This is a genomic window from Sphingopyxis sp. BE259 (genome assembly GCF_031457495.1).
Classification (GTDB): domain Bacteria; phylum Pseudomonadota; class Alphaproteobacteria; order Sphingomonadales; family Sphingomonadaceae; genus Sphingopyxis.
In genome coordinates this window covers 166,653-178,790 of record NZ_JAVDWM010000001.1, presented here as the reverse complement: position 1 = coordinate 178,790, position 12,138 = coordinate 166,653, and the positions used below count along the sequence as shown (strand labels likewise).

13 protein-coding genes are annotated in these 12,138 nt (G+C 65.8%); 9 read left to right on the top strand and 4 right to left on the bottom strand.

Annotation, left to right across the window (positions count from 1 at the left end):
• Window positions 1-3 precede the first annotated feature (3 nt).
• The 3 genes from J2X44_RS00915 to J2X44_RS00905 all read right to left on the bottom strand — a co-directional run bounded on the left by J2X44_RS00915 (window position 4) and on the right by J2X44_RS00905 (window position 2,728).
• Entirely contained in the window at window positions 4-435 is a 432-nt protein-coding gene (locus J2X44_RS00915; protein WP_310087399.1) for a DoxX family protein, read from the bottom strand.
• An 88-nt stretch (window positions 436-523) separates the two neighbouring features.
• Window positions 524-2,191 carry an NAD+ synthase gene (locus tag J2X44_RS00910; RefSeq protein ID WP_310087397.1) on the bottom strand — a complete coding sequence of 556 codons (1,668 nt, stop codon included), beginning with the start codon at window positions 2,189-2,191 and terminating at the stop codon, window positions 524-526.
• A 39-nt stretch (window positions 2,192-2,230) separates the two neighbouring features.
• On the bottom strand, window positions 2,231-2,728 hold the full coding sequence (locus J2X44_RS00905) for a DUF2306 domain-containing protein (protein ID WP_310087396.1): 498 nt from the start codon (window positions 2,726-2,728) through the stop codon (window positions 2,231-2,233).
• Window positions 2,729-2,873: 145 nt separating this feature from the next.
• On the opposite strand from J2X44_RS00905, the gene J2X44_RS00900 reads away from it, so the two are divergent.
• The 5 genes from J2X44_RS00900 to rplT all read left to right on the top strand — a co-directional run bounded on the left by J2X44_RS00900 (window position 2,874) and on the right by rplT (window position 6,220).
• Entirely contained in the window at window positions 2,874-3,656 is a 783-nt protein-coding gene (locus J2X44_RS00900; RefSeq protein ID WP_310087394.1) for a LytTR family DNA-binding domain-containing protein, read from the top strand.
• A 107-nt stretch (window positions 3,657-3,763) separates the two neighbouring features.
• The gene (locus tag J2X44_RS00895) at window positions 3,764-4,699 is read left to right on the top strand and encodes a ribose-phosphate pyrophosphokinase (protein WP_310087393.1); all 936 of its coding nucleotides are present in this window, start codon (window positions 3,764-3,766) and stop codon (window positions 4,697-4,699) included.
• Window positions 4,700-4,707: 8 nt separating this feature from the next.
• Window positions 4,708-5,490, top strand: a complete 783-nt coding sequence (gene hisN / locus J2X44_RS00890) for a histidinol-phosphatase (RefSeq protein WP_310087392.1) — start codon at window positions 4,708-4,710, stop codon at window positions 5,488-5,490.
• A 147-nt stretch (window positions 5,491-5,637) separates the two neighbouring features.
• Window positions 5,638-5,841 carry a 50S ribosomal protein L35 gene (gene rpmI, locus J2X44_RS00885; RefSeq protein ID WP_310087391.1) on the top strand — a complete coding sequence of 68 codons (204 nt, stop codon included), beginning with the start codon at window positions 5,638-5,640 and terminating at the stop codon, window positions 5,839-5,841.
• A 13-nt stretch (window positions 5,842-5,854) separates the two neighbouring features.
• Complete coding sequence (rplT, locus tag J2X44_RS00880) at window positions 5,855-6,220, top strand: 50S ribosomal protein L20 (RefSeq protein WP_310087390.1); 366 nt, start codon at window positions 5,855-5,857, stop codon at window positions 6,218-6,220.
• A 63-nt stretch (window positions 6,221-6,283) separates the two neighbouring features.
• Here rplT and J2X44_RS00875 read toward each other — a convergent pair whose 3' ends face one another.
• Window positions 6,284-6,640: a VOC family protein gene (locus J2X44_RS00875; protein ID WP_310087389.1), complete on the bottom strand. Its 357-nt coding sequence runs from the start codon at window positions 6,638-6,640 to the stop codon at window positions 6,284-6,286.
• A 103-nt stretch (window positions 6,641-6,743) separates the two neighbouring features.
• On the opposite strand from J2X44_RS00875, the gene J2X44_RS00870 reads away from it, so the two are divergent.
• The 4 genes from J2X44_RS00870 (at window position 6,744) to pheT (ending at window position 12,117) form a co-directional block, all read left to right on the top strand.
• Complete coding sequence (locus J2X44_RS00870; protein WP_310087388.1) at window positions 6,744-7,334, top strand: helix-turn-helix domain-containing protein; 591 nt, start codon at window positions 6,744-6,746, stop codon at window positions 7,332-7,334.
• 307 nt (window positions 7,335-7,641) lie between these two features.
• Entirely contained in the window at window positions 7,642-8,544 is a 903-nt protein-coding gene (locus tag J2X44_RS00865) for an AraC family transcriptional regulator (RefSeq protein ID WP_310087387.1), read from the top strand.
• A 94-nt stretch (window positions 8,545-8,638) separates the two neighbouring features.
• On the top strand, window positions 8,639-9,733 hold the full coding sequence (pheS, locus tag J2X44_RS00860) for a phenylalanine--tRNA ligase subunit alpha (RefSeq protein ID WP_310087386.1): 1,095 nt from the start codon (window positions 8,639-8,641) through the stop codon (window positions 9,731-9,733).
• On the top strand, window positions 9,730-12,117 hold the full coding sequence (gene pheT / locus J2X44_RS00855) for a phenylalanine--tRNA ligase subunit beta (RefSeq protein WP_310087385.1): 2,388 nt from the start codon (window positions 9,730-9,732) through the stop codon (window positions 12,115-12,117). The genes pheS and pheT overlap by 4 nt, the downstream gene beginning before the upstream one ends.
• Window positions 12,118-12,138: the final 21 nt, after the last annotated feature.

Sequence of the window (12,138 nt, the reverse complement as noted above, 5' to 3'; positions counted from 1 at the left end):
TCCTCAACGCTCCTGCTTCGGCACCGCGCCGCGCGGCGGCCAATAGGCCCAGGCTATGCTGAGCAACGACACGATCAGAATCACGCTATATTCCATTCCATTGCGCCCTGCCCCGACCACGAACCAGCCGAAGGGCCGATGCACCAGCAGCATACCGAGCGTCAGGATCGCGGCATGGCCCAGCGCGGCGAAGCTGGTCCAGCGACGGATCAGCATCAAGATCGGGCCGGTCAGTTCGAACAAGGTGACCGCCAGCGCCCAGCCAAAACCCATCGGAAAACCCTGGCTTTCCAGCCAGACGCCGAACGGTGCCACACCGCCGGCGACGAGACGAAAAAGCCCGTGGATCAAAATCAGCAGCGCGACGGTAACGCGTAGCACGTCGAGCGCCCGTTCGGCCCGCTGCGGCGACGCCGACTGTCCCAGAAACCCCATCTCCCGCTCCCTTTTGGCAAGCCCCCGATCAGGGTGGTCTAGCGTCGCCCCAAGCGGTGGCGAAGCCGCGCCGACGTACCGGTGCCCGCTAGGCCGTTCGAAAGCCGTGGGTGATCGGATAGCGCCGGTCGCGACCGAAATTGCGCGTCGACAGCTTGACCCCCGGGGGCGCCTGACGCCGCTTATATTCGGCGAGCATCAGTAGCCGTTCGATCCGCGCCACCGCATCGCGGTCGAAACCATGCCGCGCCACGACATCGTCGACGCTCGCTTCCTCCTCGACCAGCATGTGCAGCATGCGGTCAAGATCGGCATAGGGCGGCAGACTGTCCTCGTCCTTCTGGTCGGGGCGCAGTTCGGCGCTCGGCGGCTTGGTGATGATGCTGTCAGGCATCACCGGGGCCACCGGGTTAAGCGACAGCCGCGGCACATTGTCATTGCGCCATTTCGCGACCGCGAACACCGTCATCTTATAGGCGTCCTTGAGCGGGTTATAGCCGCCCGCCATGTCACCATAGATCGTCGCATAACCGACGCTCATCTCGCTCTTGTTACCCGTGGTCAGCAACATCGGCCCGAATTTGTTCGATAGCGCCATCAGCGTCACGCCGCGGATGCGCGACTGGACATTTTCCTCGGTGATGTCGACCTCGACATCGGCAAAGCTGCCCGCCAGCATCGTGTCGAACGCCTCGACCGCGGGGACGATCGGGATCGTGTCGAGCCGGCACCCGATCATCGCGGCGCAGCCCGCGGCATCGTCGAGACTCGCCTGGCTGGTGAAGCGGCTGGGCATCATCACGCACCACACCCGGTCGGGGCCCAGCGCGTCGGCGGCGATCGCGGCGCAGATCGCCGAATCGATCCCGCCCGACAGCCCGAGCACGACGCCGGGAAAGCGGTTGCGCGTCACATAGTCGCGCAGGCTTAGGATCATCGCGCTATAGATGTCGGCCGGGTGCGCCTCCCATTCGGCGATCGCGCCCGCTTCGCACACCCAGCCGTCGGACTCCTTGGCCCAGCGCGTGACGCGCTCCTCGGCGTCCCAATCGGTCAGCCGGTGCGCGGTAGCACCGTCAGCATTGAGCACGAACGAACAGCCGTCGAACACCAGTTCGTCCTGCCCGCCGATGCGGTTGAGAAAGATCAATGGCAGGCCGGTTTCGGCAACCCGGCCCGCAAACACCTGGCTCAACCGCCGTTCGTCCTTGTCGATCTCATAGGGACTGCCGTTGACCGAGATCAGCAGTTCTGCGCCTTGATTGGCCAGATGCCGCGACACTTTGGGCAACCAGCCGTCCTCGCAGATCGGCAGGCCCAGCTTGATCCCGCGCCATTCGACGATGTCGGGGAGCGGACCGGGAGCGAAAACGCGCTTTTCGTCGAAAGTGCCGTAATTGGGCAATTCATGCTTGCGCCGCGTCGCGACGATCCGGCCGCCATCGAGCAACGCAATGATATTATAGAGCGCATCGCCGTCTCGCTCGACCGACCCGACGAGCATCGCCGGACCGCCGTCGGCGGTATCCGCGGCGAGTTCGGCGAGCAGTTCCGCGGCCCGCTCGGCAAGCGCGGGCTTCAACACCAGGTCCTCTGGCGGATAACCGATCAATTGCAATTCGGGATAGAGGATCAGGTCGGCTTGCCTATGCCGCGCCCGCACCGCGCGCATCGCGTCGGCATTGGCGGCAAGATCGCCGACCGCCTGCGTCATCTGGGCCAGCACGATGGTGAGCGTTGGAGCGGCGTCGTTCATGCCGCCGAGCCTTACCCCCGGTCGCCGCGATTGCAAACCTCAGCCAAAGGCGAGGTGGGCGAGGAAGCGGCCCGGCATCATCGCAAAGACACCCGCGACGATCAGTCCGATATAGACGCCGCGCATGGCGCGCTGATGCGCGGCCACATTGCCGCGGCGAATGTGCCAGATGCCCATCGGAATCGAATAGAGGGTGATCACCGAAAAGATATGGATCGGCCCGATGCCCCCGGTCAGCCCGCGGATCCAGAAGCTGTCGATCGCAGTCACCAGCATCAGCAGCGCCCACACCCGCCCCGCCGCCTTGTGCCCGCGGGTGCCCTTGGGCGCCCACAACACAAAGGCGCCCAGCGGCACCGCGGGGATCACCGTGCCCAGATGGATCCACAGCGCCCAGGCGGGGGTGCGATACTCGCCCTGCCCGCGCATCAGATAACCGAGCGCCAGCACTGCCGCGGTGACCGCGGCGGTCGCGACGACCGCGCGCAAGACGGAGGCGTGACGGTGGATCGGCGAGGCGGCGGCGTGGGTGGTCATCGGACATTTCCTTGCTGGTCGATGCACCCCAGATGCCCGATGGTCGTTCACGGGCAATCGGGACTTCGCCGAGACGGCCGAAATCTTCGCGAATCCGGCCCTTCTGCCAATTGACGAAGCGCCAACCGGCGGTCAGACCGGCTTTATGGCGAGGCGGATCATAATCGAAACGTTCCTGATGATTGTTGCCGGGATCATCCTCGCGCTGATCGGCCCGTTCGGCAGTTATGAACTGCCGCTGGTCCAGCGATTGATCCTGTGGCCGCTGATGATCCTGTGTGGTTATCCGATCTTCGGCGGCCTCGGCGCCGTCGCGCGCTGGCTCGCCGAGGCGGCGCGCATCCCCTATGCCGTCACCATTGCGCTGGGGCTGATCGTCGGCGCGCTGCCGATGACCTTGCTCGTCATGCTGCTGTGGCGACGGGCTTCGATAGGTCAGGCGCTGCAATCGCCCGTGCTGGGTCCGCTCTATCTGCAAGTGCTGGTGATCGGAGTGATCATCTACGGCGCGATGTATCTGCTGTTCCGCCCTGCCGCTGATCCCGAACAGAAAGCGTCCCCGGCAGCGCCCCCGACGCCGGAACCCGCTGCCGCAGCAACCCACGGCGGCACCGCAGCCTCCCTGAACCCGGCCTTGCCGCTCGCGCCCGGTTTCGGCCCGGTGCGCGCGCTCAAGGGCGAGGATCATTATGTGCGCGTCGTCGGCGACGGCCGCGAGGAGTTGGTGCTTATGCGGATGCGCGATGCGATCGAACGGCTGGGCGACAGCGATGGTCTGCACGTGCATCGCAGCTGGTGGGTGACGCGCTCGGCGATCGCGGCGGTGCGCCGCGACGGCCGCACCGCCATCCTGACGCTGACCGGCGGGCACGAGGTGCCGGTGGCGCGCGACATGATGCCGGTGCTGCGCGCGGCTGGATGGCTGTAGCGTGGCGCGCACGCGGCGCGACAACGCAAGATGCCCTCTTCCCCTATCGCCCCCCGCTGGCTAAGGGGCGCGCAATCCTATTCCGCCGCGAAAGGGCCGCGCACCCCATGAAACTGATCTCCGGCAACAGCAACCTGCCCCTCGCCCGCGCGATCGCGGACTATCTGGAACTGCCGCTGACCGACACCAGCGTGCGCCGCTTTGCCGACGAGGAAGTGTTCGTCGAAATCCATGAAAATGTCCGCGGCCAAGATGTCTTCATCGTCCAGCCGACCAACTTCCCCGCCAACGACAATCTGATGGAATTGCTGATCATCACCGATGCGCTGCGCCGCGCGTCGGCGAAACGCATCACCGCCGTCGTCCCCTATTTCGGCTATGCCCGCCAGGACCGCAAACCCGGCCCGCGCACGCCGATCTCGGCCAAGCTGGTCGCCAATCTGATCACCACCTCGGGTGCCGACCGCGTGCTGGCGATCGATCTGCACGCCGGACAGATCCAGGGCTTTTTCGACATCCCGACCGACAATCTCTATGCCGCGCCGGTGATGAGCGCCGATATTCAGGCGCGCTTTGCGGGCAAGAATCTGATGGTCGTGTCGCCCGACGTCGGCGGTGTGGTGCGCGCCCGCGCACTGGCCAAGCGGCTCGACAACGCGCCGCTGGCGATCGTCGACAAGCGCCGTGAACGCGCTGGCGAATCCGAAGTGATGAACATCATCGGCGACGTGAAGGGGCGCTTTTGCATCCTGATCGACGACATCGTCGATTCGGCGGGCACGCTGTGCAACGCCGCCGGGGCGCTGAAGGCCGCGGGCGCCGAGGGCGTCGTCGCTTATTGCACCCATGGCGTGCTGTCGGGCGGCGCGGTCGCGCGCGTCGAGGCGAGCGAGCTGACCGAGCTGGTGATCACCGACTCGATCCAGCCGACCGATGCGGTCAACGACAGCGCCAAGGTCCGCGCGCTGACCGTCGCGCCGCTGCTCGGCGAGGCGATCAAGCGCATCGCCGACGAATCGAGCGTGTCGTCGCTTTTCGATTGACCTGAAGCGTGTCGATTACCTCTGACCTTGCGCTTGCCAACGCCCTTGCCGACGCCGCCGGCGCCGCCATCCGCCCGCTGTTCCGCGCCGCCTTTGCCCATGAAGCCAAGGCCGATGCCTCGCCGGTGACCGAGGCCGACCGCACTGCCGAAGCCGCGATGCGCCGTCTGCTGGATGCCGAAGCACCGCGCGACGGGATCATCGGCGAGGAATATGGTGCGGAGCGCCCCGATGCGGTGCGCCAATGGGTGCTCGATCCGATCGACGGCACCGTCAGCTTCATGGCCGGGCGGCCGATTTTCGGTACCCTGATCGCGCTGCTCCAGGACGGATGGCCGATCCTGGGCATCATCGACCAGCCGATCAGCGGCGAGCGCTGGGTCGGCGCGCTGGGACAGCCGACCCTGTTCAACGGCCAACCGGCGCGCACTCGCCCTTGCCGCGCGCTGGCCGATGCGACGCTGGCGACCACCGGCCCGCAATATTTCGCCGACCATGATGCCGAGCATTTCATGGCGCTCGCAGCGCAGACCGCGCACAAACGGCTGATTTTCGGCGGCGACTGCTATAATTACGGCCTGCTCGCGAGCGGGCACGTCGATCTGGTGGTCGAGGCGGGACTGAAACTCCACGATTTTGCTGCGCTGGTCCCGGTTGTCGAGGGCGCCGGCGGGACGATGTGCGACTGGAACGGCGATCCGCTCAACGCCGACAGTCAGGGTCATGTCATCGCATTGGGTGATCCGGCGCGGCTCGAAGACGTGATCGAAGGGCTCGCCTGCCACCATTGATCCGGCGGCGATGGGCCAGATGCGTTGGCCGCCCCGCAACGCTTGCATTTCCGGGCGAATCCCCCTAAGCGCCCCGCTTCCGATTGTGTCGGCTGGCGACAAGGGCTGCCAGGTCGATACGCAAACGGACTTCCAAAGGAGACCAAAATGCCCAAAATGAAGACCAAGAGCGGTGTGAAGAAACGCTTCAAATTCACCGCCTCGGGCAAGGTGAAGCACGGCGTCGCCGGCAAGCGTCACCGCCTGATCAGCCACAATGCAAAATATATCCGCACCAACCGCGGCACCAGCGTGCTGAGCGATTCGGATGTGGCCCATGTGCGCCTCTGGGCGCCCTACGGCCTGAAGTAAGGAGCGCTAAGGCATGTCACGCATCAAACGCGGCGTCACCACGCGCGCCAAGCACAAACGCGTATTGGAACAGGCGAAGGGCTATTATGGCCGTCGCAAGAACACCATTCGCATCGCCAAGCAGGCGGTCGAAAAGGCTGGCCAATACGCCTATCGCGACCGCAAGGTTAAGAAGCGCAATTTCCGCGGCCTGTGGATCCAGCGCATCAACGCCGCGGTTCGCGCCGAAGGTCTGACCTATTCGCAGTTCATGCACGGCGTGAAGCTGGCCGGGATCGATCTCGACCGGAAAATCATGGCCGACCTCGCGATGAACGAAGGCAATGTCTTCGGAACGATCATCGCCCAGGCAAAAGCGGCGCTGCCCAAGGCAGCCTGACGCTTCTCGCCCGAGCGACCAGAAACAAGGGCGGTCCCCATGGGGCCGCCCTTTTTCGTTGGGCTAGATTATGGCACGGCCGACGCGCACGAGCAGGCCGCTGGGATCGCTCACCGCAAATTCATAGGTGCCCCATGGCTTGGCGTTCGGACTGCCTGTCTCGATGATCAGCTCGCGCACTCTAGCGGCGACAGCATCCACATCATCGACATAAAGGTACAAGCCGAAGGGATTGTCCTCGATACGCTTCGGCCAGCCGGGCGACAGCGTCAAATGCAAATGCCAACCGCGGCCGTCGGCCAGGATGCGATAATGGCCGTAGTCGCTTGTGACATCGAATCCGAGCCGTTTGTAAAAAGCCTCGCTCGCGTCGAGGTCGCTGCTGGGAATGATGGCAACGGCATGATGATTTCCAGACATGAGGACTCCGATTTGTTTTCCGTCGTGCCGATCTCGCGCAGTTTCCGCTGACTGACGAGTCCCAATCGCCCCTCTGGCCGCGATGCCGGACTCTTGCCGCCAGATGTCCGGGACCGCCAGTAACCCCGGTGTCGCGCTATCGCTGTTGGCCGCCTATACCGAACCGATGCGCCAGCCACGCTCCACCGATCAGCGCGCCGTGCGGACGCGACAGGCCATTCTCGAAGCCTTTGTCGGATTGGTCATGGACCGGCGATACGATATGATTCTCATCGCCGATCTGGTCGCAGCAGCGGGCGTGGGGCGGGCGACATTCTACGAACATTTCCGCAGCAAGGACGACATCCTGCTGGCTGCGATGGAGCCGATCCTGCTGGCGCTCGCCACCGCGGCATCGGGCCGCGCGGCGCGGCCCTATGTCCACGGCATGATCGGCCATTTATGGGAGCGGCGATCGCTGGGGCGGACGATCCTGAATTCGTCAGCCGGTCCGATTGTCCAGCGCCGTCTTGCCGAGATTATCCAGCCGCATGTCGAGCGCGCGGCGCCCACGGGCATGGCTTCGTCGATCCGGGCGACGGGGATTGCCGCGGCGCAGATCGCCATGCTGCGAAGCTGGCTGACTGGTGAAGCGAGCTCGACCGCGGAAGAAATGACCGATCGCATGATCGACTGCGCAAAGCTCATCGCCTGACCGGTTTTGCGGACACGATCCGAAACGCGCCGACATGAAACGAAGAAGCGGCGCGGAGCTTTCGCTCCGCGCCGCTTCGACAATGGTTCCAGTGGAAACCATCGCCCCCCCGCCCGTTCCGAAAAGCCGTGGGTCGCAGAAAGCTGCCGGCCGGGTGAAGCTCACACAATATCTGGACGTTGGACGTCATTCCAAACTTGCTTGGCGCAACTATGACGAAGTTGGCGCGCAGAAAATTGTAAAAACCCGACACGCAGCAGCGTCAAAATATTGTTTTTCGTCGTTAATGCCCGCAAGGAGGCAATCGATGCCAGAAAGCACCGCTTCTGCGCCGGATAGAACTGACGTCCGAATCGCTACCCGTTTTTTCGCGGTGTCATCGGCGCTGCGGTCCTATGTCAGCACGATCTATCTGACCGAAGTGTCGGTGCCGGTGGGCACCCGGGTCGACGACTATCTGCATCCCGAATGGGCGAACCTGCGCTTTGTCGACGGCGAGGTGCCGCTCACGTCCGTGGGCGGCGGATCGGTCATCGCCACGCCGCGCTTTATCGCCACCGGCCCGACCAGCACCGCCACCTATTTCGCCGCTGGCACGATGCGCGTCTGGGGAATCGGAATCGTGCCGCTGGGCTGGGCGAAGTTCATCCCGCTGCCTGCCGACGATCTGGCCGACCGGTTTTGCGACGGCGCTGCGCACCCCGCTTTTGCCGCGATCGCCCCGCTGGGTCAGGCCTTGCGCGGCGTCAATGACGTCGATGCCGCCGCGGCGATGATCGACGCTCATTTCTGTGCCCTGCTCGATCGCGCGCCGCCCGATGATCCCGCGATCCTGGCGGCGCACCGCGCGCTGGTGGACGATGATCTGGCGACCGTCGCCGACCTTTCGGCCAAGCTGGGATTGTCCGAACGCTCGGTCGAACGGCTGAGCCACCGCGCCTTCGGCTTTTCGCCGAAGCTGCTCCTGCGCCGCCAGCGTTTCCTGCGCTCGCTGGCGCGCTTCATGCTCGACCCGTCGATGGCGTGGATCGATACAATGGATCATCATTATTACGACCAGGCGCAATTCACCCGCGACTTTGCCAAATTCATGGGGATGAGCCCGCGCGAATATGCCGCGCGCCCCAAACCGATCCTGGGCGCCGCCGCCAAAGCCCGCGCCGCCGCGGCGGGCGCCGCGGTGCAAGGGCTGCACAAGCCCGGCGGTTGAGCCCATGGGCGCGACCCCAAACACTTGACCCGCCCATCGCGTTCGGTGCAAGCGGCGGCGCGGGCGAAGCGCGGCCGCTGCAGGATAAATGACGATGAGCGATATTCAGGCCACCCAGACCCGGTTGGTGGACGACATAGCGGCAGCAGGCGACCTCGACGCGCTTGAGGCGCTGCGCGTCGCCGCACTGGGCAAGGCGGGCAGCATCACCGCGCTGCTCAAATCGCTGGGCGGTATGACCCCTGACGAACGGCAGGCGCAGGGACCGTTGATCCACGGGCTGCGCGAAACCGTCACCGCGGCGCTGGCCGACCGCAAGACCGCGCTGGACGCCGCGGCGCTCGATATCAAGCTCGCCGCCGAGGCGATCGATATGTCGCTTCCTGCAGACACCGCCCCGCGCGGCAGCGTGCATCCGGTCAGCCAGGTGATGGACGAGCTCGCCGAAATCTTTGCCGATATGGGCTTTGCCGTCGCCACCGGTCCTGAGATCGAGGACGACTGGCGCAATTTCACCGCGCTCAACATTCCGGAGACGCATCCGGCGCGCGCGATGCACGACACCTTCTATTTCCCCGACAAGGATGCCGAGGGCCGCGCGATGCTGCTGCGCACACACACTTCGCCGGTGCAGATCCGCACGATGATGTCGCAGGAGCCGCCGATCCGCATCATCGCGCCGGGGCGCGTCTATCGCAGCGACAGCGACGCGACGCACACGCCGATGTTTCATCAGGTCGAAGGGCTGGTGATCGACCGCGGCATCCATATGGGGCATCTGAAATGGACGCTCGAGACGTTCCTCAAAGCCTATTTCGAGCGCAACGACATCGTGCTGCGGCTGCGCCCGAGCTATTTCCCCTTCACCGAACCGTCGGCCGAGGTCGATGTCGGCTATAAGCAAGAGAAAGGCCGCCGCATCGTCGGCGGTCACGGCGACGACGACGGCCATGCTTGGATGGAGCTGCTCGGCAGCGGCATGGTCAACCGCCGCGTCATCGCGAACTGCGGGCTCGATCCCGACGAGTGGCAGGGCTTTGCCTTCGGGGTCGGGGTCGACCGGCTGGCGATGCTGAAATATGGCATGGACGACCTCCGCGCCTTCTTCGACGGCGACCTGCGCTGGTTGGCGCATTACGGGTTCGGCGCGCTAAGCGTCCCGACGCTGAGTGGGGGGATTTCGGCATGAAGATCACCCTCGACTGGCTCCGCGAGCATCTGAATGGTGACTTCGCGGTCGCCGATGTTGTCGACACCCTGAACCGCATCGGCCACGAGGTCGAAGGCGTCGAGAATCCGGCCGAGAAGCTCGCCGGTTTCCGCGTCGCCAAGGTGCTGACCGCCGAGAAACATCCGCAGGCCGACAAGTTGCAGGTGCTGACCGTTGATGCCGGCGACGGCAGCGCGCCGCTGACCGTGGTGTGCGGCGCCCCCAACGCGCGCGCCGGACTGGTCGGCGTTCTCGGGCTGCCCGGCGCCGTCGTGCCCGCGAACGGCATGGAGCTGAAGGTCGCCGCAGTGCGCGGGGTCGAATCGAACGGCATGATGTGTTCGACGCGTGAGCTCGAACTCGGCGACGACCATGACGGCATCATCGAATTGCCCGCCGACGCGCCGATCGGAACCCCCTTTGCCGATTACAGCGGCGCGGGCGACCCGGTGATCGACATTTCGATCACCCCGAACCGCCAGGATTGCATGGGCGTGCGCGGCATCGCGCGCGATCTCGCCGCTGCCGGGCTCGGCACGCTGAAGCCGCTCGCTGTCCCGACGATCGAGGGGCAAGGCGCCCCTGCGACCGAAATCCGTACCGACGATCCCGAAGGCTGCCCCGCCTTTTATGGCCGCACCATTGCGGGCGTCACCAACGGCATCGCCCCCGAATGGATGCGCCGCCGCCTTGACGCGGTCGGGCAGCGGTCGATCTCGGCGCTCGTCGACATCAGCAATTATGTGATGTTCGACCTCGGTCGCCCCAGCCATATCTATGACCGTGCCAAGCTGACCGGGCCGCTCGTCGCGCGCCGCGCCAAAGCGGGCGAGACGGTCACCGCGCTCAACGGCAAGGTTTACACGCTCACCGACACGATGACAGTGATCGCCGACGACAGCGGCGTCCACGACATCGCGGGAATCATGGGCGGCGAGCATAGCGGGTGCAGCGAGACGACGACCGACGTGCTGCTCGAAATCGCCTATTTCACCCCCGAGCGCATCGCGCTGACCGGACAGGCGCTGGCGCTGACCAGCGACGCGCGCAGCCGGTTCGAGCGCGGGGTTGATCCGGCTTTCCTCGACGATGCGACTGCGATCGTCACCGCGCATGTGCTGGCGATCTGCGGCGGCACCCCCTCGGCGGTCACCCGCGCCGGGGCGCCGCCCGCCGCGGTGAAGACGGTCGATTACGACCCCGCGCTGTCGGCAACGCTCGGCGGCATCGCGATCGCGCCCGACCGGCAGCAGGACATCCTGACCGCGCTGGGCTTTTCGGTCACCGAACAGGGCGAGCGCTGGCAGGTCGCGGTACCCAGCTGGCGCCGCGACATCGACGGCGCGCCCGATCTGGTCGAGGAAGTCACGCGCATCACCGGCTTCGACGCGATCGCGTCGGTGGCGCTGCCGCGCACGGATGGGGTAGCCAAACCAACTGCGACGGCCGAACAGATGCTCGAACGCCGTGTGCGCCGCGCTGCCGCGGCGGCGGGTTTCCATGAGGCGGTGACCTGGTCGTTCATCAGCGACCGCGACGCCGCGCCGTTCGGCGGCGGTGACTGGTCGCTCGCCAATCCGATCAGCGAAGATCTGAAGGTCATGCGCCCCTCGCTGCTCCCCGGCCTGCTCGCCGCGGCGCAACGCAACCAGAACCGCGGCGCAGCCAGCATCCGCCTGTTCGAAATCGGCCGCCGCTATCTGGCCGATGCCGAGCATCCGACGTTGGCGGTGCTGATGGCGGGCGATAAAAGCGCGCGCGGCTGGCAGACGGGCAAGGCCGCGCCGTTCGACGCGTTTGACGCCAAGGCCGCAGCGCTGGCGTTGCTCGACGCCGCGGGCGCCCCCGCTGACCGCTTGCAGGTGATGGAAGCCGTCAGCGAAGGCAGCATCTGGCACCCCGGCCAGTCGGCGACGCTACGCCTCGGCCCCAAGGCGGTGCTCGCCGAGTTCGGCGCGCTCCACCCGCTGCTGACCCGCCATTTCGATGTCGACGGCCCGGTGATGGCGGTGCAGATCTTCCTCGACGCGATCCCGGCCAAGCGCGCGAGCGGCCCGGCGCGCGCCGCCTTCACCCCGCCCGCGCTGCAATCGGTGCGCCGCGACTTTGCGTTCCTGGCCCCAACTACCCTGACCGCCGCCGATCTGGTCCGCGCGATCCGCGGCGCCGACAAGGCGAGCATTGTCGATGCCCGCCTGTTCGACCGCTTCACCGGCCAAGGCGTGCCCGAGGGACAGGTGAGCCTGGCGGTCGAGGTCGAATTGCAGCCGGTGGACAAGAGCTTCACCGATTCCGAACTGAAGGCGATCGCCGACAAGGTGGTCACGGCGGCGGCGAAAGTGGGGGCGGTGTTGCGCGGGTGACCCAGATTTTCGGCCGAAAGC